This is a genomic window from Ruegeria sp. R8_1 (assembly GCF_017743815.1).
GTDB classification, from domain to species: Bacteria; Pseudomonadota; Alphaproteobacteria; order Rhodobacterales; family Rhodobacteraceae; genus Ruegeria; species Ruegeria lacuscaerulensis_A.
The window spans coordinates 165,327-185,529 of sequence record NZ_JAGHRL010000007.1 but is presented as its reverse complement, the minus strand read 5'-3'; the positions used below and the strand labels follow the sequence as shown (position 1 = coordinate 185,529).

The following is a 20,203-nucleotide window of genomic DNA, read 5'->3' as shown; positions in this document are numbered from 1 at the left end:
GATTTTTGACCCGAGGTTTTTCATGACGTCCCCCATCTACGCCATTGGCGATATTCACGGCCAGCTTGAGATGTTGCAAACCGCCCTGCGTCGGATCGAACAGGATGGCGGCCCGGACGCACGGGTCGTGTTTCTGGGGGATTACGTAGATCGCGGGCCGAACAGTCGCGACGTGCTTGACCTGTTGATCGAAGGTCAACGCGCTGGCCGCAACTGGGTCATGGTCAAAGGCAACCACGACCGGATGATGGCGCGATTTGTACAGGATTGCGAGGTCGCCGACAGCCACCTGCCGGTCACGCTCAGTTGGTTGCATCCGCGTTTGGGCGGGCGCGAAACGTTGGCCTCTTACGGTGTGGATGTCACCGACAATGACCGCATCATCCATGTCCATCAACGCGCGGTCGAGACTGTTCCACCGCAGCATCTGGATTTCCTCAATGCTCTGCCGAACTATCACCAAGAGGGCGAATTGCTGTTCGTTCACGCGGGTATCAGACCGGGCCTGCCTTTGGAGCAACAGTCCGAGAATGACCTGATCTGGATCCGCAACGAGTTCCTGACCGAAGCCGCGCCGCATCCGTGGCTGATTGTCCATGGCCACACGCCTGTCGATCAGGCCGAGCATTGCGGCAACCGGGTCAATCTGGATGCGGGCGCAGGCTATGGCCGTCCATTGGCCACGGCGGTGTTTGAGGGGCGTAACTGCTGGCTTTTGAGCCCAAACGGACGCGTGCCGCTTAGGTAAACAGCTCGGCGAAACGCTCACGCAGGGCGTTTTTCTGAACCTTGCCCATCGTGTTGCGCGGCAACGCGTCCAGAACGATCAGTTTGCGGGGATGTTTGAAACGCGCCAACTCGGCCTGCGCACGGGCCATGATCGCGTCCAGATCAGGCGTTGAGCCGGGTTCCGCCACCAGCAGGCCCACGGGGGTTTCGCCGAAATCCGGGTGTGGCACGCCGATCACCGCGCTTTCCAACACACCGGGCTGATCGTCCAGCAGCATCTCAAGTTCCTTGGGATAGATGTTGAACCCGCCCGAAATGATCAGATCCTTTCCGCGTCCGACGATTTGGAGATAGCCATCGGCGTCCATTCGACCCAGATCGCCGGTGATGAAAAACCCATCCTCGCGCAGCTCGGCGGCGGTTTTCTCGGGCATTTGCCAATAGCCCTGAAACACGTTCGGGCCGCGTACTTCGATCATGCCGATCTCGCCCTGCGGCAGGGTCTCGCCGCTGTCAGGGTCAGTCACTTTCAATTCGACATCAGGCAGGGGAAACCCGACCGTGCCCGCACGACGTTCACCGTCATAGGGGTTCGAGGTGTTCATGTTGGTTTCGGTCATGCCGTATCGTTCAAGAATGCGGTGGCCGGTGCGGGTTTCGAACCGCTCATGGGTTTCCGCCAGCAACGGGGCCGAGCCCGAGATGAACAGTCGCATATGCCGGGCCAGATCACCGGTGAACCGATCATCCCCCAACAGGCGGGTGTAGAAGGTCGGCACCCCCATCATTGAGGTCGCCTGCGGCATCAGGCGCAGCATGTCATCCAGATCGAACTTCGGCAGAAAGACCATGGACCCACCCGAGGCCAGCACCACATTCGTCGCCACAAACAGCCCGTGCGTGTGGAAAATCGGCAAGGCGTGCAGCAGCACGTCATCGGCTGTGAACCGCCACTCCTGCACCAGCGTTTCCGCATTCGACAACAGGTTGGCCTGCGACAGCATCGCGCCCTTCGACCGCCCGGTGGTGCCCGAGGTATACAGGAAGGCGGCCAGATCATCCTCGGACCGGCGCACGGGTTCAAATGCGGACAGCATCCCAAGCGCGCGCCGCATCAAACTGCCCGAACCATCGGCGTTCAGCGTTTCCAGCCGGGCGTTTTGGCCAGCGGCAATGGGGGCCAGACCCTTGGATTTCGCGTCATCGCAAACCACCAGCGCGGCTTCGCTGTTTTCGATGAAATATTGCAGCTCGGCTGTGGTGTAGCCGGTATTGAGAGGCAAAAAGATCAGCCCGGCCTGCGCGCAGGCGGCGTACAGCGCCAGCGCCTCGGGGGATTTTTCGACCTGAACGGCCACACGGTCACCGGGCTCAAGCTCATACCCGATCAGTGCATTGGCCAGTCGGGCTGCAATGTCCAGAAAGTCAGCATGAGTCACAGTCTGACCATTCGAAAGATGCAGGAACGGTGTGTCTTTGCCCGCGTGAATGCCGAACAAGCGATCGTAAAGCGGGTTGCTCATGACTGATGTTCCTTTCGCCAGATCAATTTCGTGGAAATCTGGCGTGGATCGGCAGGACGGTAAAGCCAATTTTTGACGAAATCAGAACTGCGTCGTCATGCGGTAGCCGGCCGCGAAATACATCTTGGCGAAGGTTACAGGCTGGCCTTCCAGCCAAGTGATGCGCTCACCGGTGAAAACGGGCTCGCCTTCAGGAACGTCCAGAAATCCGGCAACCATTGCGTCGGCACGGCTGGCCAGGAATGTCAGTTCGACATTTGTGAAAGGTACTGTCTGGATCAGCCACTCATTCGGTCCGATCTGCGAGAAATCCGCTTGCATCACTTGCGGGACGCTATCGACGACGATCCAACGGTCTTCGTATTGAAATGGCGTGTTGCCTGAAAAGTGCATGCACCTGACATGCATCACCGGTTGCCCCGTACGCAATGCCAGCCGGGCCGCCAGCCAGTCGGGCGCGTTTTCCCGTGCCGAAGAGACCAACGCATAGCGATAGGTCCCGCCAAGGGCCTCAACCTCGTCTCGGACCATCGGAATGGTAAATCTCGCTTGCCTCTGAGGGGCGCTCAGAACCCGCGTGCCTGCTTTGCGACGACGCTCAAGATATCCTTCGTCGGCCAGTTCGCGCAGGGCACGGTTCACAGTGGTGCGGGTGCATGAAAACTCGGCGGCCAGATCCTGTTCGTTGGGCAGCAGAGAATCCGGCCCCCAATCCCCGGACCGAATACGAGACAGGACCGTTCTCTTGATGTCCTTGTAGCTGGTGGTCTCGGATGTCTGGGTCATGTGCGTCCTGCTTTCAGGGATTCGTTTTAGACGTCAGCCAGCAGCTCGGCAATCGCAGCGCGGTAGGTATCTACAATGCGGTCGCGTGCGACATGGCGGCCTTCGCGCACCATGTGCCGCCCGGCGGACCAAAGATCCGTGACCAACCCATCGGGGCCCGCAAAACAAAGCCCGTCCAGTACCTGATCATCGGTCAGCGGGCATAAGGACGGATGCGAACGATCGAAGGCCACAAGATCGGCCAACTTACCAATGGCTATCGAACCAGAATCCCGATCCAACGCCTGCGCTGCTCCGCTGGTGGCGCCTGTATAAAGCGCATGGCCCACGGACCCCTCTCCGCGAACCAGAACAGCGCGTTCGCGGTCGCGCAGGCGTTGCGAATACTCCAACATTCGCAGTTCTGCGGGCAGTGAAATTCTGATGTTGGAGTCAGAACCAACACCAAACCGCCCCCCTTCCTTGATAAAGGCGGAGCCGTTGAAAATACCGTCGCCAAGGTTCGCCTCGGTTATCGGACACAGCCCTGCTACAGCCCCGGATCGCGCCAGCATGCGGGTCTCGGCCTCGGTCATGTGGGTGGCGTGGATCAGACACCATCTTTGGTCGACATCCATATTGTCCAACAGCCAAGCCACAGGGCGTTGGCCTAATGCGGCCTCGACATCGGTAACCTCTTGTACCTGTTCAGCGATGTGGATGTGGACCGGGCCAGTTGGGTCCAGTTGCATCAGCTGTTCCAAGTCACCTGGCGAGGTCGCCCTCAGCGAATGAGGCGCAATACCGATCCTGCTGTCTGCATGCGGCAGGATCGTGCGGCACTCTTCGGTCAGGTCACTATAGCGGTCCAAGCTGTTCCCAAATCGCAACTGCCCGCCCTCTAAAGCCTGTTGCTGTACGCCCCCGTAGGAATAAAGGACCGGCAGGTGCGTCAAGCCGATCCCGGTTTGATCCGCAGCGGCAAAGATTCGTTGGCTCAGTTCGGACAGCGTGTCATAGGGCTGCCCGCCGGGCTGGTGGTGGACATAGTGAAACTCACCAACTGCGGCAAAGCCGGCCTCTTGCATCTCCATATACGTCAGCGCAGCTATGGCCTGGATTTGATCGGGCGTTAGCCTGTCGAGAAATCGATACATCAAGGTGCGCCAGGTCCAAAAGCTTTCACGCCCTGCCGCTCGGGTTTCGGTCATGCCGGCCATGGCGCGTTGAAACGCATGGCTATGCAGGTTTCCCGGCGCCGGCAGCAAAAGGTCGACGCACCTATCCCCAGCGACTGCCGCGCCGGTTTCAAGTCCGGATATCCGACCACCCCGAACGTGGACTCGTGTGTTGTTAGCCCATCCTGTTTCCAACAAGGCTGTCTTCGCGTGGATCGTCATGACATATCCAATTTGTGTAGACTTTAAATTTTTATAAGTATACTTAAAAATAAACAACCACGGAATCCGAAAAGAGCTTCGATGATGACAAATATGGTCATTTTTGCGGGAAATGTTGCAACGCTGGAGCGCGACCGGGAGCCCTACGGTTTGTGCGTGGACGCAGCGATCGCGATCGAGGGTGGCCGCATTGCCTGGGTCGGGTCAAGAAATGAGTTGCCCGAGCGATTCTCGGGTTGGGAGGCCACGGATTATGGTGCAAGGCTGGTGACCCCGGCCTTGATCGACGCGCATACGCATCTGGTGTTCGGGGGCAACAGGGCGGCTGAATTCGAGATGCGGTTGAACGGTGCATCGTATGAACAGATCGCGCGCGCCGGAGGGGGCATTCTTTCGACTGTCAGCGCCACCCGCGAAGCATCCGAAGAGGCGCTGTTGTCCGACGCTTTGACCCGTGCCGATGCTTTGGTGTCCGAAGGTGTCAGCTGTGTCGAGGTGAAATCGGGATACGGTTTGGACGTAGAAACCGAGCTAAAAATGCTTCGGGTTGCGCGAAAAATAGAAAAACTGCGTCCGATGCGCGTGAAAACCACCTTTCTGGGCGCGCATGCTGTTCCGCCCGAGTACAAGTCCCGCCCCAAAGACTACTTGACCGAGGTTTGCATCCCGACCCTGCACGCAGCCCACGCCGAAGGGCTCGTGGATGCGGTTGACGGTTTCTGTGAGGGTATTGCCTTCACCCCCGCCCAGATGGCGCTTGTCTTTGATGAGGCGCAATCTCTTGGTCTGCCGGTCAAGCTGCATGCTGAACAACTGTCCAATCTAGGCGGGGCCAGATTAGCTGCCAGTTACGGAGCCCTGTCGGCTGATCATGTGGAATATCTGGATGAGGATGGTGTCGCGGCCATGGCGGAGGCGGGCACGGTTGCCGTGCTTTTGCCGGGCGCGTTTTACACGCTACGCGAAACTCAGGTTCCGCCCGTGAACATTCTGCGAGACAAATCCGTGCCTATGGCATTGGCGACAGATTGTAATCCGGGATCGTCCCCGCTGACGTCTTTGTTGCTGACGATGAATATGGGGTGCACCATGTTCCGCCTAACGCCCGAAGAGGCGCTGGCTGGTGTGACCCGGAATGCGGCGTGTGCGCTGGGCTTACAGGACACGAGCGAAATCACTGTGGGCAAACGGGCGGATCTGGCTGTCTGGGATGTGCGGCACCCGGCTGAACTGGCGTATCGGATCGGGTTCAATCCCCTGCACCAGCGAATCTTCGGAGGGAAGTGATGGCGCACCTCACCGTAACACCCGGAAGTGTAACCCTTGCGGAATTGGCCGAGATCTACTGGAATCAGCCATCTGTGCGACTGGACCCTGCCTGCGAAACCGTCGTGCAGCGCGCATTACAGCGCGTTCAGCACGCCGCCGAGGGCGACGTGGCCGTCTATGGCGTCAACACCGGGTTCGGGAAGCTGGCCAGCCATAAGATCGCCCCCAAGGATACTGCGGTTTTGCAGCGCAACCTGATCCTCAGCCATTGTTGCGGTGTTGGGCCGTCTGTCCCGCGCCGTATCGTTCGGCTTATGATGTCGCTGAAACTGCTGTCCTTCGGCCGCGGTGCGTCGGGCGTTCGATGGCAACTGATTGCGCTGTTGCAAGACATGCTGGCACACGATGTTATCCCGGTCGTTCCGGCGCAGGGGTCAGTCGGCGCGTCTGGCGATCTGGCACCCTTGGCCCATATGGCCGCAGTCCTGATTGGTGAGGGCGAGGCCGACTGGAACGGCAAGGTGATGCCGGGGCGTGACGCGTTGAAAGCGGCAGGGTTAGAGCCTGTTGCGCTGGGCCCGAAAGAGGGGTTGGCCTTGATCAACGGCACTCAGTTTTCGACTGCCTACGCTTTGGCGGGCATGTTCGAAGCCTGGCAAGCGGCGCAAACTGCGCTCGTCATTTCGGCCTTGTCCACCGATGCGATCATGGGGTCTACGGCCCCTTTACGGCCCGAAATCCACACCCTGCGCGGACATCGCGGCCAGACCGAAGCCGCCAGCGCCATGCGCGGAGTGCTGGCCGGTTCAGAGATTCGCGAAAGTCATCGCGACGGCGACAGTCGCGTGCAGGATCCCTATTGTATCAGATGCCAGCCGCAGGTCACGGGGGCGGCGATGGACGTCATACGTCAGGCCGCTGCGACTTTGGAGATCGAGGCAAATGCCGCCACTGACAACCCATTGGTTCTTGAAGATGCGATAGTCTCGGGCGGGAATTTCCACGCCGAACCCGTTGGATTTGCCGCTGACATGATCGCGTTGGCACTGTCCGAGATTGGCGCGATTGCGCAACGCAGGATCGCCCTCATGGTGGACCCTGCGCTGAGCTTTGATCTGCCACCCTTCCTGACACCCGATCCGGGCTTGAACTCGGGCCTTATGATCGCCGAGGTCACCACGGCAGCGTTGATGAGCGAGAACAAGCATCTCGCCAACCCATGCGTCACCGACAGCACGCCGACCTCTGCAAATCAGGAAGATCACGTTTCCATGGCTGCGCATGGGGCGCGGCGGCTGGGACGGATGGTCGAAAACCTGACCTACATTCTTGGGGTAGAATTGCTGTGCGCCGCGCAGGGCGTCGAGTTTCGCGCGCCGTTGGCGACCAGCGCTCCGCTGCAGCAAGTCATCAACCGACTACGCCGCGAGGTGCCTACGTTGGATCAGGATCGCTATATGGCGCCAGACCTTGAGACCGCGAAAGCACTGGTAGCGCGCGGTGACATTCTGAAGGCGGCTGGCAACCCGATGCCAGAGTTGCGCTGATGCAGGTCGTTAGTGTCCAACAAGGTGACAGCCCGGTTGTGCTGGGCCAACCACACGGCGGGACGTTGGTTCCGGGCGAAATAGCTGGGCGACTGAACGCAGCAGGCACTGCGCTGGCAGATACGGATTGGCACATAAACAGGCTCTATGACGGGCTATTGCCGGGTGCGACCGTGGTGCAATCTCATATCCACCGCTATGTCGTTGATGCAAATCGCGATCCCGAAGGTGCCTCGCTTTATCCTGGGCAGAATACGACAACGCTCGTGCCCGAGACGGGTTTTGACGGTCAGCCGATCTGGCAAGCCGGTCAGGTGCCCTCAGCCGATGAGGTCCAGAAAAGGTGCAGCGCATACCACGCGCCGTACCACGTGGCGCTTGCAGCAGAGCTGGATCGCGTCCGGGCCAAACATGGCGTGGCGGTCCTGTTTGATTGCCATTCGATCCGCAGTCGCATTCCGTTCCTGTTTGACGGTGTTCTGCCAGACTTGAACATTGGAACAGACGGCGGAACGACCTGCGCGCCGGAAATCGAGGCTGTTGCGTACGAATTTGCGGATTCGTCGCCGTATAGCACCGTTTTGAACGGACGTTTCCGCGGCGGGTGGACCACTCGGCACTACGGTCGACCGAGCGAAGGTGTACACGCCATTCAAATGGAGATTGCGCAGTCCGCGTACCTAATCGCCGAGCGCGCGCCGTGGCGCTATGACACTGCCAAAGCCGACCGTCTGCGCCCGTGGTTGCGCGATATTCTGGATGCCATCCAAGACACAGTACTGGAGCTTACGCCATGAACGAACCCCGTAAGAACACGCGAGATATCTATCCGCCGACTGGGCCAGAGCTGAACGCCAAATGCTGGATGACCGAAGCGGCTTTGCGGATGCTGATGAACAACCTGCACCCGGACGTGGCCGAGAATCCGCATGAGTTGGTGGTTTATGGCGGAATTGGTCGCGCCGCGCGTACATGGCAGGATTTCGACACTATTGTAGAGGGTTTGAAGGATCTGGAAGAGGACGAGACTCTGATTGTCCAGTCCGGCAAGCCCGTGGCCATCATCCGCACCCACAAGGATGCACCGCGCGTTCTGATCGCCAATTCCAACATCGTGCCGCATTGGGCCAACTGGGATCACTTCAACGAACTCGATAAGAAGGGCCTGATGATGTACGGCCAGATGACGGCCGGTTCGTGGATCTATATCGGTACGCAGGGCATCGTTCAGGGCACGTATGAGACCTTTGCCGAGGCCGGACGCCAGCACTATGGCGGCGACCTGACCGGCAAGTGGATTCTGACCGGCGGCTTGGGTGGTATGGGCGGCGCGCAGCCTCTGGCGGCCGTCTTTGCCGGGGCTTGTTGTCTGGCGGTGGAATGCAACCCCGACAGTATCGACTTTCGCCTGCGCACTAAATACCTGGATGAAAAGGCCGAGACGCTGGACGAAGCGCTTGAGATGATCGACCGCTGGACCAAAGCCGGTGAGGCGAAATCCGTCGGTCTGCTGGGCAATGCCGCCGAGGTTTTCCCCGAGATCTACCGTCGTATGGCCGAGGGAGGAATGCGCCCCGATATCGTTACCGATCAGACCAGCGCCCATGACCCGATCAATGGATACCTGCCTATCGGCTGGTCCATGGCAGCGTGGCGGGAAACGCGCGAAACAGAGCCTAAAGCAGTGGAAAAGGCTGCACGTGCGTCGATGAAGCAGCATGTGGCGGCTATGGTTGATTTCTGGAATGCAGGCGTGCCGACACTGGATTACGGCAACAACATCCGGCAAGTCGCGCAGGATGAGGGGCTGGAGAACGCCTTTGCCTTCCCCGGTTTTGTGCCCGCTTATATCCGTCCGCTGTTCTGCAAAGGGATCGGCCCGTTCCGCTGGTGCGCCCTATCCGGCGACCCCGAAGATATCTACAAAACCGACGCCAAGATGAAAGAGCTGTTCCCCGAGAACGAGCACTTGCATCGCTGGCTCGACATGGCGCAGGACCGCATCGCGTTTCAGGGCCTGCCCGCGCGCATCTGCTGGATCGGTCTTGGGGATCGCCATCGCGCTGGGCTCGCCTTTAATGAGATGGTGGCCAATGGTGAGTTGAAGGCCCCAGTGGTGATCGGGCGGGATCACTTGGATAGCGGCTCGGTCGCCAGCCCGAACCGCGAGACCGAGGCGATGCTGGATGGCTCGGATGCCGTCAGCGACTGGCCTTTGCTGAATGCGTTGATTAACACGGCCAGCGGGGCGACATGGGTGTCGCTGCACCATGGCGGCGGCGTTGGCATGGGGTTCAGTCAGCACGCAGGTGTGGTGATCTGCGCTGACGGGACCGAGGACGCCGCGCGGCGGCTGGAGCGGGTGTTGTGGAACGATCCGGCCTCGGGCGTGTGGCGGCATGCGGATGCGGGCTATGAGACGGCGAAGGATTGCGCCCGTGCGCATGGGCTGCGACTGCCGGGTATTCTGGGCTAGGGCGCATCTGTCCTCTGGTGAAAATGCTGCACCTGCGATATCCCGCAGGTGAGCTTGCCGGAGATTTAAGATGTATGTTGCCACCCTTTTGACCAACCCCGAGAAGAACACGTTTGATCAGGCGTTGGTCGACTCCCTGCGTAATGCCTGGGGCGGCGGCGATGTGCAGTGGTTGAGCCCGGATGAAGCGGCAGAGTTTTCTCTGGCGGGTCTGCCGGACAATCAATGGGACGTGTGGGCTGATTTGCAGAAAATGGGTGTCGATCTGGTGGTCCAACCCGCCGAGGGGCGGCGCAAAAAAATGCTGCTGGCCGATATGGACAGCACCATGATCCAGCAGGAATGCATCGACGAACTGGCTGATGAGGCGGGCGTTGGCGAGCGCGTCAAGGACATCACCGCGCGGGCCATGAATGGCGAGCTGGATTTCGAGGGCGCTCTGACCGAGCGTGTCGGATTGCTGAAAGGTTTGGACGAGGCCGTGATCGACAAGGTCCTGGCCGAGCGTATTACCCTGATGCCCGGCGGCAAGGAACTGGTCGGCACGATGCGCGCGAATGGGGGTTATGCCGCATTGGTCTCGGGCGGGTTCACGGCATTTACGGCCAAGGTTGGGGCCGAACTGGGCTTTGATGAGAACCGCGCCAACACGCTGCTGGCCGAGGGTGGCAAGCTGACCGGAGATGTTGGGCGGCCTATTCTGGGACGTCAGGCCAAGGTGGATGCTTTGGAACAGATCACTGCGCGGTTGGGTCTGTCCGAATCGGATGTGATCGCCGTGGGCGATGGCGCGAATGATCTGGGTATGCTGGGACGGGCCGGAACCGGGGTGGCGCTGCACGCCAAGCCCTCGGTCGCGGAACAATGCGAGGTGCGGGTAAACCACGGGGATCTTTCGGCTTTGTTGTTCCTGCAAGGCTATGCAAGATCCGAGTTTGCGGCGGGTTAAAACAGCGCGGCTTTCTTTTATTTAACAAAAATGTTAAACAATGGTCATGAGCACTCTTCTGACCACATTTTCCGCGTTGTCTGACGCCACACGGTTTTCCATCGTCGAGCAGCTTATGCAGGATGGCGAATTACCCGCCGGAGACCTGATCGAAGGGCGCGGCATGTCCGGCGCTGCGATCTCGCGCCATTTGAAGCTGCTGCGGGAGGCGGGGCTGATAAATCAGCGCGTGCAGGGCAGTCAGCGGATGTATTCGATCCGCCCCGAGGGGCTGCGGGCGATTGCGGAATGGACCATCTCGAAACGTCAATTCTGGGAAAGCAGCCTGGACCGTCTGGGTGATGCAATCGAAAGGGAAAATTCATGGCCGACCTGAAACTTGAACGCGCATTCCCAATTGCCCCCAATGATCTGTATGCGTGGATCAGCACCCCCGACAAGCTGTTGCAATGGTGGGGGCCTGAAGGGATGCATATCCCTGAACACAACCTGGATTTCTCTCGCACTGGGCCGTGGTATTCGGTGATGCAAAATGGCGAAGGGCAGCGGTTTAAAGTTTCGGGTCATGTGACGCATGTCGATCCGCCCAAATCGGTTGGGTTCACGTGGGGCTGGCATGACGATCAGGACCAGCGCGGGGCTGAAAGCCATGTGATGTTGGTGGTCGAGGCAGCAGAAGAGGGTGCAAAGTTGATCATCGACCACCGCGAACTGGGCGATGACGAAATCGCAGCGAACCACAGCAAAGGCTGGACGTCGACGCTGAACAAGCTGGCGGCGCAACTGGCCTAGATTTTCATTACGAAGGCATAAGGGAGGAAATAAATGCCACAGTTTCTATTTGTCTATCACGGCGGTCATACCCCGACCGACCCCGCTGAAATCGAAGCAACCATGGCCGCCTGGGGCGCGTGGTTTGGTGGAATGGGCGATGCATTGGATATCCCCGGAAACCCGGTTGGCCAGTCTTACACCGTCAGCAGCAACGGTGTTGTCGACAATGGCGGCGCCAATCCGGCCTCGGGCTTTACAGTCATCAAGGCCGACAGCATGGATGCCGCGACCGAGATGGCCAAGGGCTGCCCGATGGTTGTGAACGGATCCGGTTCGGTCGAAGTGGCCGAGATTCACGAGATTGAGATGTAGCCTTTAGTTGGGGAACCCCGGCGCGGGTTTGATCACGCCGCATTCCAGCCCGCGACGGCTGTATTGCGTGGCGTTCAGAAACTTGCGGGTGGCCGGATGGTCGGCCTCCAGCACGCCCAAGCTGACCAGAATCGCGGCAATGGCGCATTCGCTGGCGCGGGTGGTGCCGTCGGTGATTTTCAGTGCCACGCCCATGCGCTTTTCCGGCAGGATTGCGATGAATACGGCCTCGGCACCGGTTTTGATGGCAACGCGACCACCCATGGCGCGCATCAGTTCGGTGCAGGCGCGGGTTTCACCGGCGACCAGCTCGGGGTGTTTCATCATTGCGGCCGTTAACTGTTGCGCCGCATCGCTGGCCCGGTCCGACCGATCCGCGGCGCTGGCAAACCAGGCCATCGACCGCGCCAACCCGACCAGCGACGTCGCAAAGTTCGGGGCCGAGCAGCCGTCAATCCCATAGGCAGGGCTGGTCTCGCCCGTTGTCTCCTCAAGCGCGGAGAGGCAAGCCTGTTGTACGGGGTGGTCGATCTCCAGATATTCCGGCCCGGCGCCCATATGCTGAGCCACGGTCAGAAACCCGCAATGCTTGCCCGAACAGTTGTTGTGAATCTGACAGGGCGTGTCGTCGGCCAAAATTAACCCGTCGCGCGCAGCCATGTCCTGTGGCTCTTGCGGGCCACAGCGAAGATCGGGTTCCGCCAGACCCAGATGGTCCAACCAGGCCGAGACGCGATCCGTGTGGATAGGTGCACCGCTATGCGAGGCGCAGGCCAGCGCCAGATGTTCCGAATTCAGCCCGTATTTCGCCGCAGCACCCGAGGTGATCAGCGGCAGCCCCTGAATCATCTTGGCCGAGGATCGCGGATAGATCACGGCGTTCGAGTCCCCCCAACTTTGAACGATCTGACCGGTATCGTCGCAGATCACCGCATGCCCAAGATGTAGGCTTTCCAACAGGGGTCCACGCCACAGTTCTGTCATTGGTACGGCTTGTGTCATGCGAACCCTCCTAAACATGCGCAAAATTCTGCCAATCGCCCTTTCGCCTGTGGCGAAACCTGCGTTACAGTGTGTATGTCGGCAAACACCAGAAGACGCAACTTACAGACGAACCAGGCAGGGTTCGCACGCGACGCTGGTGGGTATGAGGTATTAGGTCGAGCTAGGAGGCTGGACGATGGGATCAAAGCTTGTCCGCGTGATCGCGGGCCTTTGCGTGGCGGGGCTGGCCACAACTGCAACCGCTCAACAGGCAACAAGCACCAACAGGGTGGCTGCCAAAACGGACTGGAGCGTCTTCGTCGAAGATGACCCGACCGAATGCTGGAGCGTGTCTGCCCCGAAGGAAACGGTAAACACACGTGGCGGGCGCGTTGTATCCGTACGCCGAAGCGACATTCTGCTGTTTGTGTTTTACCGCCCGAATGCCGAGGTCAAAGGACAGGTGACATTTACGGGTGGTTATCCGTTCGCGGCGGGCTCGACTGTCAATCTTGATATCGACGGCACCAAGTTCGAGCTGATTACCGAAGGCGAATGGGCGTGGCCCGCAACCGAAGGTGAGGACCTGAAGGTGGTCGCCGCCATGAAGCGCGGGACTGAGGCTGTACTGACTGCGCGTTCTGAGCGTGGCACGCAGACCAAGGACACGTTCTCATTGCTGGGGTTCACTGCGGCGATTGAAGACGCGGAAAAGCGCTGCACTAGCTAAACTGGGCTTTTGCCTGACCGCTGCCCCGCCAGTTCGGCGGGGTTTTTGCATTGTGACAAGGCATTGTGCAGCGTTCTGGAGGCGGCACCCGTGTTCAGGACTTGATTCCGGTCAAAGAAATGAATGCAAATATCTGCATGTATAAGGCTCTGAACGAGTGAAGGAGCCCGAAATGCCAACGAAAACACTCACCGCCGTCTTAATGATGGCCGCCCTTATCCTGAGTGCCTGCGAGAAAGAGGCCGATACATATCCGGTCTCGGGCGAGCAGTGCGGGCCGGATGATCCGGTTCAAACGCTGGACGCAACGGATTGCAATATCCTGCCACCAGGCATTTGACGCATGCGGGTCCCATCGTGGCACGGCCATGTCGTCGTGCCCGGGGCTTCGTAGCTTTGGGATGAAACCAGGCCTGTGCTAGTATTGGGCAACCAATAGGGGGCTGCCTGATGCGCTTTGCATTTTTTGTTTTGTTTCTGTCTTCCGCTGCCAGTGCCGATCCAGCACTAGAATGTCTGGATGTTGGGTCTCAGGTAGAGATCGGCGCATGCGTGGGCGCGATGGAGGACCGCGTCAATCAGGCGATAGATGCAAGTTACGACATTGCCATGCAATCGGCCAAAGAACTGGATGATGTTACCGGACGTGTTGTGGCAGTGCCCGCGTTGGACAGCGCTCAGACCGCGTGGCTGGCTTACCGGGACGCCCAATGCGAGGCTGTTGGCGCGTCGTTCGGTGGTGTGTCAGGTACCGGCATTGGCATTACCGCCTGTCGGGTCGAGTTGGGCCGGGCACGTGTGGACGAATTGCTGCGCTATGCGAATTAAACGCGACGATTTCTTTTGATCTTTGCGCTAGGTCCTATATAGAGGCGCATCCCAAGCCAGAATCTGCCGAGATAGCCCAATGTCGCCCAAAGCGCCGATCACTCAAGACGTCCTGACCCTCCCTCGCAAGCTGCCCGAGGGAAAGGTGAACCTTGTCGGCCTGACCCGCGACCAGATGCGTGCGGCTTTGATCGAACATGGCACGCCGGAAAAGCAGGCCAAGATGCGCACCGGTCAAATCTGGCAGTGGATCTATCAATGGGGCAAGCGCGACTTTGCGGATATGACGAACCTTGCCAAAGCCTATCGTGCCCAACTGGCCGAGCATTTCGTCATCGAAATCCCCGAGGTCGTGACGCGGCAAGTGTCCGAGGATGGCACCCGCAAATACCTGTGCCGCATCGCCGGAGGGCATGAGGTCGAGGTGGTCTATATCCCCGAGGAAGATCGCGGCACGCTGTGTATTTCCTCGCAGGTGGGTTGTACGCTGACCTGTTCCTTCTGCCATACGGGCACGCAGAAACTGGTGCGCAACCTGACCGCCGCTGAGATTGTCGGACAGGTGATGATGGCCCGCGATGATCTGGAAGAATGGCCCACCCCCGGCGCGCCCAAGGATGAAACGCGCCTGCTGTCGAATATCGTTCTGATGGGCATGGGCGAGCCGCTCTATAACTTTGAAAACGTCCGCGACGCGATGAAGATCGCTATGGACCCCGAAGGGATTTCTCTGTCGCGCCGCCGGATCACCCTGTCCACGTCGGGCGTTGTCCCTGAAATCGCCCGCACCGCCGAGGAAATCGGCTGTCTGCTGGCAATCTCTTTCCATGCGACAACGGATGAGACCCGCGATTTGCTGGTCCCCATCAACAAGCGTTGGAACATTGAGGAACTGCTTCAGGCGCTGGCCAGCTATCCTAAAGTCTCGAATTCTGAACGGATCACGTTTGAATACGTGATGCTGGATGGTGTGAATGACAGTGACGCTGACGCGCATCGCTTGATCGACCATATCAAGCGCCACAAGATCCCGGCCAAGATCAACCTGATCCCGTTCAACGAATGGCCCGGTGCGCCGTACAAGCGCAGCTCGAACAACCGAATCCGGGCTTTTGCGAATATCATCTATCAGGCGGGTTATGCGTCACCCATCCGCAAGACTCGGGGCGAGGACATTATGGCGGCCTGCGGCCAGCTGAAGTCAGCGACGGAACGCGCGCGCAAATCTCGCAAGCAAATCGCAGCCGAAGCGGGGTTGGACAGGCAGTAAGCGCAATATTTCAGCGATATGTGAACAGATTTAATGCGTCGTCCGCTGTCTATTGTATGCGGAATTTGGTATGTTTGTCTGGCCCGAGTGGTTGAAGCACTGACATACCAGCGCCTGACCAAGCGCAAGCTTTAGCCATTTTGGCAAGATTAAGCGTGGCCGCTATCCATTTGCCACTCACATGACGTGCTGCGTTCCTGTGAAACGAATTACCGGTTGGGCCATAGAATGCTATTGGAATTGATACGACGAATCCCCGGCATATTTCCGGGGCTATGTGTCGGCTGTTTGGTTGCAGTTTCTGCTGCAGCCCAGTCCGAGAGTGAAAGCGCACATCTTGCCATCGAAAATCCTGCTGAACTGTCCAAGGAAGAAGCGTCAGGCATCTACAGCTCGCTGCAAAAGCGCATGGCGCGGGGATATGCCGCCGCGCAGATGGATATCATCAGAAACTACCAAAGCTGGCCGCTGTTCAATGATGCGCCCTACATCTCTGAGACACATGGCCGGCGGTTCGTGAACAGCTATGCAAACCGGATGGCACATAACTATGGCACTCTGACTGAGGGCGAAAAACTGCCAATGGGGTCTGTGTTGGCGAAGGACAGCATGACCGTCACGGATACTGGCAATACGCATCCCGGCGCATTGTTCGTAATGGAAAAGCTGGCCGAAGGCGTTAGCCCCGATACGGCGGATTGGCGGTACATCATGGTGATGCCGGACGGGTCGGTGTTCGGTGACACGATGGGAGATCGCGCAAGCGCAGTAGCCTATTGCCACGATTGCCACGAGGCTGTGGCTGATCGGGATTATACTTTTTACGTACCCGAAGAATATTTGGTGCAGAACTGAACCTTACTTTGACCCGAACCGGGCGATTCCGATCACATCGATCAGGTTTTGCCTGACTGCTTCTGGTTGCGCTTCGACGGCGCTCAGCACTTCACGCAGTTCGGCGCGCAAACCGTGCATCTGGTCAATCAGCGAGATCATCATCGACAGGGCATCCGCTTCCATCTCGTACTGGTCGTGTAATTCGCAGGCCAGCTCCAGCCGGGCCACGTCGAGGCTGTGGTAGACCAGCCCTTGTTCAGTGTTCTCAGGGATCACGATTTCGGCGGCCAGATACTCGGTCAACCGGGCCGAGGTCAGGCGGGTCACGGTTGCGATCACTTCGGATTCGGTCAAGGTGTGGTTCATGACGGCATTCCTTTGCGGGGATCATAGCTGTGCGTGTCGCGCCAAGTTTCCATGAAAGCCCTCAGGTCATTGTCGATCTGGTCAGGCATGGCGACGGTCAATTCGATCAGTTGGTCGCCCCGGTCGGCCGAGCCGCGTTTTTTGACCCCTTTGCCCCGCAACCGCAAGGTTTTGCCGCTGCTGGTGCCGGGCGGCACGCTGACGTTGACGCCGCCGTCAATAGTTGGCGCGGGGACTTTGCCGCCCAGAACGGCCTCGTCAATGGTGATAGGCAGGGTAATGTGGATGTCATCACCCTGACGTTCAAACACCGGATGAGGTGCGACTGTTACCGTGACCAGAGCATCACCTGCAGGCCCGTCGCCGAACCCGGGATCCCCCTTGCCGCGAAGTCGGATGGTTTGGCCGTCTGTAATGCCGGCGGGGATCTTAACCTCGATCCGGTCGCCATCGGGCAGGGTGAGTTTCTGGCTGGCACCAAATACAGCATCCAGAAAGCTGATCTGCAGGCTGTAGCTGCGGTTATGCCCCGGCGCGTGGAAGCCTTGGCTGCGCTGGCCATAGCCGCCACGCCCGCGCATGAACTCGGCGAAGATGTCCGACATGTCATCCGGGTCTGTCTGACGCCCGCGATAGGGGTTTCCAGCGGCCTCGGCATAGTCGCGATAGTATTGCTGCTGGGCGCGTTCCTGACCCGAGGCGTCAATCTCGCCTCGGTCAAACTGCGCGCGCTTTTCGGGGTCTTTCAGCAGGTCATAAGCGGCAGCTGCGGCTTTGAACTTAGCCTCGGCCTCGGCATCGCCGGGCTTTAGGTCGGGGTGGCAGTCTTTGGCGATGCGCCGATAGGCTTTTTTGATCTCGGCATCGCTGGCGTCTTTGGTGACGCCAAGGGCGGAATAGGGATCGTCGCTCATCTCACCTCTCGCGGCTCGGAGGAACAGGATGGTTTTATCATGCGTTTTCAAGGGCACAAAAGGAAGAGGCTTTTGAAACCGCTCGCAAATCCCTATAGGTCTGCTAACATACGTATGTTTTTATAGATTGACCGGAGGCCCCATGACGCGCCGATTGAAATCCATTCTGGCCCTGCTGGCCGGGAACGCCATCGGGCTGCTGCTGGCAGCGATCCTATTGCCCGAGTTCGCGATCCGACCGATCTCGTTCATTGTGGTGGTGATCGTTTTCACGCTTATTCAATGGATCGCCGAGCCGCTGATCCTGAAACTGGGGGCAAAGCGCGCGCCCGCGATCAAGGGTGGCATCGCGCTGATCGTGACCTTTGTCGGCTTGTTGCTGACCGATCTGATCACAAACGGCCTGACTGTAGGCGGGATTTCCAACTTGCTGGCCTCAACCCTGCTGGTCTGGCTGGGGGCGTTGATCGCCAGCATTGTGCTGCCGATCTATGTGTTCACTGAGTTGCGCGAGCCCAAGAAGTAATCACAGCGCGTTAAGGCTAGCGTTGACCGCCTGCCACAGTTCTTCGACCGGTTCACAGCCGACCGAAAGGCGAATGAAGGCTGGGTCCACATCGTCGCCCCAGCGCGCGCGGCGTTCAGCCGAACTGTGGACGCCCCCAAAGGACGTGGCAGGGCGCAACATCGGACAGGTGTTGATAAAGGTTTCGGCTTTGTCTTCACTGTCCAGCGTGATCGACAGCAGAAACCCGAACCGCGCGGTTTGCGCTTTGGCCAGCGCATGCGCGGGGTCAGAGGGCAGACCCGGATAGCGGGTGGTTTTCACCGCAGGGTGATCCGCTAGCCGCTCGGCCAATACCTGCGCCGAGGCGCACATCCGGTCGAACCGCACATCCAGCGTTTCCAAACCGCGATGCAGCAGCCACGCCTCATGCGGGCCGGGGATCGCACCCGAGACTTTGCGCCATTCCTCGACCCGCTCCATGATCTGCGGATTGCGGCTGGAGACATGGCCCATCAGCAGGTCGGAATGCCCAGCCATCGCCTTGGTGTCTGAGGCCACAACCACATCCACACCCAGATCCAGCGGGCGCTGGCCCAGCGGGGTCATGGTGGTGTTGTCGGCAATTGTGATTCCTCCGGCTGCGCGTACTGCTTGTGCAATCGCGGGCAGGTCCATCATGTCCAGACCGGGGTTCGAGGGGCTTTCGACAAAGACCACGTCGAACCCGTCAAACCCGCCCTCGGCAAACGCGGTCGTGGGGCGTTCGGTGACCGACACGCCCAGACCCGACAGAAATCGATCCGCCAGAACGCGGGTGACATAGTAGCCGTCGGACGGGATCAGGATACGCGACCCGGCCTTGATGGTGGCAAACAAAGCGGCGGAAATCGCCCCCATGCCCGAGGGGAACACAAGGCAAGGCGCGTCCTCCAGATGGGCCAGTACATGTTCCAGATGCACCCATGTGGGGTTGTCGACGCGGCCATAGGTTGCCAAACCGTCCGGCGCGCCGGGCAGATGGTACATGCTGCTTTGGGTCAGCGGCAGCGCCACAGGGTCGCCTGCATTCAGGGCATTGCCGCGCAGGTGCAGCATCTCTCCGGGTTTCGGGGCCATCGTTCAGCGCCCCGGAATGTCGTCGCGGGGCGGGGCGGGTTCCCAGTTCTCGATGATCTCGACCGCCTCTTGCGCGGTGTCGACAAAACGGAACAGGTCCAGATCTTCTTCCGAGATGGTGCCCGCATCCGCCAGCGCCTCCCAGTTGATGACCTTTTCCCAGAACGCGCGGCCAAACAGCAGAAAGGGCACGCGGTCCATCCGGCCGGTCTGGATCAAAGTCAGGGATTCAAACAGCTCATCCATGGTGCCAAAGCCACCGGGGAAGATGGTGATGGCCCGGGCGCGCATCAGGAAATGCATCTTGCGGATGGCGAAATAGTGGAAGTTGAAGCTGAGTTCCGGCGTCACATACAGGTTAGGTGCCTGCTCATGGGGCAGCACGATGTTCAGCCCTATGGAACAGCCGCCCGCATCCTGCGCGCCGCGATTGCCAGCCTCCATCACGCCGGGGCCGCCGCCGGTGACGATCACATTCTCGCGGCAACCAGTCTGGTTCGACTTCTCGGTCATCAGCCGGGCAAATTCGCGCGCCTCGTCATAATACTCGGATAAGTCAGCCAGTGTTTTCGTGCGCGCGGTGTGCTTTTGCGACGGTTCAGGAATGCGCGCACCGCCGAACATGACGATGGTCGATGTGATCTGACGCTCGGACATGATCATCTCAGGCTTCAGCAGTTCCAACTGCAGGCGCACCGGGCGCAGCTCATCACGGCATAGGAACTCATCATCGGCAAAGGCAAGGCGATAGGCGGGGGATCGCGTCTGCGGCGTATCCGGCACCTCGCTCGCGGTCGAGCGGTCGGTCTGCGCATCGCGGAACGGGCTGTGGCGGTCTTCTCTCAT

23 protein-coding genes are annotated in these 20,203 nt (G+C 59.4%); 15 read left to right on the top strand and 8 right to left on the bottom strand.

Features of this window, described 5'->3' with window-relative positions:
• Nucleotides 1–22 precede the first annotated feature (22 nt).
• Complete coding sequence (locus J7380_RS16695; RefSeq protein ID WP_209196858.1) at nt 23–748, top strand: metallophosphoesterase family protein; 726 nt, start codon at nt 23–25, stop codon at nt 746–748.
• Here the strand turns inward: J7380_RS16695 and J7380_RS16690 are convergent.
• The 3 genes from J7380_RS16690 to J7380_RS16680 all read right to left on the bottom strand — a co-directional run bounded on the left by J7380_RS16690 (nt 741) and on the right by J7380_RS16680 (nt 4,417).
• Nucleotides 741–2,252 (bottom strand): malonyl-CoA synthase, encoded by a 1,512-nt coding sequence (locus tag J7380_RS16690; protein ID WP_209196857.1) that lies wholly within the window; start codon nt 2,250–2,252, stop codon nt 741–743. The two genes, J7380_RS16695 and J7380_RS16690, sit on opposite strands and share 8 nt — an antisense overlap.
• 81 nt (nt 2,253–2,333) lie before the next feature.
• Entirely contained in the window at nt 2,334–3,038 is a 705-nt protein-coding gene (locus J7380_RS16685; RefSeq protein WP_170754690.1) for a GntR family transcriptional regulator, read from the bottom strand.
• Between the two features lie 26 nt (nt 3,039–3,064).
• On the bottom strand, nt 3,065–4,417 hold the full coding sequence (locus tag J7380_RS16680; RefSeq protein WP_209196856.1) for a formimidoylglutamate deiminase: 1,353 nt from the start codon (nt 4,415–4,417) through the stop codon (nt 3,065–3,067).
• Nucleotides 4,418–4,501: 84 nt separating this feature from the next.
• On the opposite strand from J7380_RS16680, the gene hutI reads away from it, so the two are divergent.
• From hutI to J7380_RS16640, 8 genes are all read left to right on the top strand, one after another.
• Nucleotides 4,502–5,704 (top strand): imidazolonepropionase, encoded by a 1,203-nt coding sequence (hutI, locus tag J7380_RS16675; protein ID WP_247742609.1) that lies wholly within the window; start codon nt 4,502–4,504, stop codon nt 5,702–5,704.
• Nucleotides 5,704–7,233 (top strand): histidine ammonia-lyase, encoded by a 1,530-nt coding sequence (hutH, locus tag J7380_RS16670; RefSeq protein ID WP_209196854.1) that lies wholly within the window; start codon nt 5,704–5,706, stop codon nt 7,231–7,233. Before hutI ends, hutH begins: the two co-directional genes overlap by 1 nt.
• On the top strand, nt 7,233–8,030 hold the full coding sequence (hutG, locus tag J7380_RS16665) for an N-formylglutamate deformylase (protein ID WP_209196853.1): 798 nt from the start codon (nt 7,233–7,235) through the stop codon (nt 8,028–8,030). Before hutH ends, hutG begins: the two co-directional genes overlap by 1 nt.
• On the top strand, nt 8,027–9,709 hold the full coding sequence (gene hutU, locus J7380_RS16660; protein WP_209196852.1) for a urocanate hydratase: 1,683 nt from the start codon (nt 8,027–8,029) through the stop codon (nt 9,707–9,709). Before hutG ends, hutU begins: the two co-directional genes overlap by 4 nt.
• 70 nt (nt 9,710–9,779) lie before the next feature.
• On the top strand, nt 9,780–10,658 hold the full coding sequence (gene serB, locus J7380_RS16655; RefSeq protein WP_209196851.1) for a phosphoserine phosphatase SerB: 879 nt from the start codon (nt 9,780–9,782) through the stop codon (nt 10,656–10,658).
• A 46-nt stretch (nt 10,659–10,704) separates the two neighbouring features.
• A complete protein-coding gene (locus J7380_RS16650) occupies nt 10,705–11,034 on the top strand; it encodes a metalloregulator ArsR/SmtB family transcription factor (RefSeq protein WP_209196850.1) in 330 nt (109 codons plus the stop codon).
• Nucleotides 11,022–11,450, top strand: coding sequence for an SRPBCC domain-containing protein (locus J7380_RS16645; RefSeq protein ID WP_209196849.1), 429 nt, complete (start codon nt 11,022–11,024; stop codon nt 11,448–11,450). The genes J7380_RS16650 and J7380_RS16645 overlap by 13 nt, the downstream gene beginning before the upstream one ends.
• 33 nt (nt 11,451–11,483) lie before the next feature.
• The gene (locus J7380_RS16640) at nt 11,484–11,804 is read left to right on the top strand and encodes a YciI family protein (RefSeq protein WP_209196848.1); all 321 of its coding nucleotides are present in this window, start codon (nt 11,484–11,486) and stop codon (nt 11,802–11,804) included.
• A gap of 3 nt (nt 11,805–11,807) precedes the next feature.
• On the opposite strand, the gene J7380_RS16635 is transcribed toward J7380_RS16640, so the two are convergent.
• Nucleotides 11,808–12,806, bottom strand: a complete 999-nt coding sequence (locus tag J7380_RS16635) for an asparaginase (protein ID WP_209196847.1) — start codon at nt 12,804–12,806, stop codon at nt 11,808–11,810.
• A gap of 178 nt (nt 12,807–12,984) precedes the next feature.
• Between J7380_RS16635 and J7380_RS16630 the strand changes: the two genes are divergently transcribed.
• The 5 genes from J7380_RS16630 to J7380_RS16610 all read left to right on the top strand — a co-directional run bounded on the left by J7380_RS16630 (nt 12,985) and on the right by J7380_RS16610 (nt 16,471).
• Complete coding sequence (locus tag J7380_RS16630) at nt 12,985–13,518, top strand: invasion associated locus B family protein (RefSeq protein WP_209196846.1); 534 nt, start codon at nt 12,985–12,987, stop codon at nt 13,516–13,518.
• 172 nt (nt 13,519–13,690) lie between these two features.
• Nucleotides 13,691–13,858 (top strand): hypothetical protein, encoded by a 168-nt coding sequence (locus J7380_RS16625; protein ID WP_209196845.1) that lies wholly within the window; start codon nt 13,691–13,693, stop codon nt 13,856–13,858.
• A 110-nt stretch (nt 13,859–13,968) separates the two neighbouring features.
• The gene (locus J7380_RS16620) at nt 13,969–14,346 is read left to right on the top strand and encodes a lysozyme inhibitor LprI family protein (protein WP_209196844.1); all 378 of its coding nucleotides are present in this window, start codon (nt 13,969–13,971) and stop codon (nt 14,344–14,346) included.
• Between the two features lie 79 nt (nt 14,347–14,425).
• Nucleotides 14,426–15,616, top strand: a complete 1,191-nt coding sequence (rlmN, locus tag J7380_RS16615) for a 23S rRNA (adenine(2503)-C(2))-methyltransferase RlmN (protein WP_209196843.1) — start codon at nt 14,426–14,428, stop codon at nt 15,614–15,616.
• Between the two features lie 228 nt (nt 15,617–15,844).
• Nucleotides 15,845–16,471, top strand: coding sequence for a cytochrome P460 family protein (locus J7380_RS16610; RefSeq protein WP_209196842.1), 627 nt, complete (start codon nt 15,845–15,847; stop codon nt 16,469–16,471).
• Between the two features lie 3 nt (nt 16,472–16,474).
• Here J7380_RS16610 and J7380_RS16605 read toward each other — a convergent pair whose 3' ends face one another.
• Nucleotides 16,475–16,819 carry a hypothetical protein gene (locus J7380_RS16605; RefSeq protein ID WP_209196841.1) on the bottom strand — a complete coding sequence of 115 codons (345 nt, stop codon included), beginning with the start codon at nt 16,817–16,819 and terminating at the stop codon, nt 16,475–16,477.
• Nucleotides 16,816–17,733, bottom strand: a complete 918-nt coding sequence (locus tag J7380_RS16600) for a J domain-containing protein (RefSeq protein WP_209196840.1) — start codon at nt 17,731–17,733, stop codon at nt 16,816–16,818. The genes J7380_RS16605 and J7380_RS16600 overlap by 4 nt, the downstream gene beginning before the upstream one ends.
• Nucleotides 17,734–17,875: 142 nt before the next feature.
• Between J7380_RS16600 and J7380_RS16595 the strand changes: the two genes are divergently transcribed.
• On the top strand, nt 17,876–18,259 hold the full coding sequence (locus tag J7380_RS16595; protein ID WP_170355445.1) for a hypothetical protein: 384 nt from the start codon (nt 17,876–17,878) through the stop codon (nt 18,257–18,259).
• Here the strand turns inward: J7380_RS16595 and J7380_RS16590 are convergent, their stop codons facing one another.
• Together J7380_RS16590 and J7380_RS16585 are read right to left on the bottom strand one after the other, a co-directional pair.
• Nucleotides 18,260–19,357, bottom strand: coding sequence for a cystathionine gamma-lyase (locus tag J7380_RS16590; RefSeq protein WP_209196839.1), 1,098 nt, complete (start codon nt 19,355–19,357; stop codon nt 18,260–18,262).
• Between the two features lie 3 nt (nt 19,358–19,360).
• A complete protein-coding gene (locus J7380_RS16585; protein ID WP_209196838.1) occupies nt 19,361–20,203 on the bottom strand; it encodes a TIGR00730 family Rossman fold protein in 843 nt (280 codons plus the stop codon).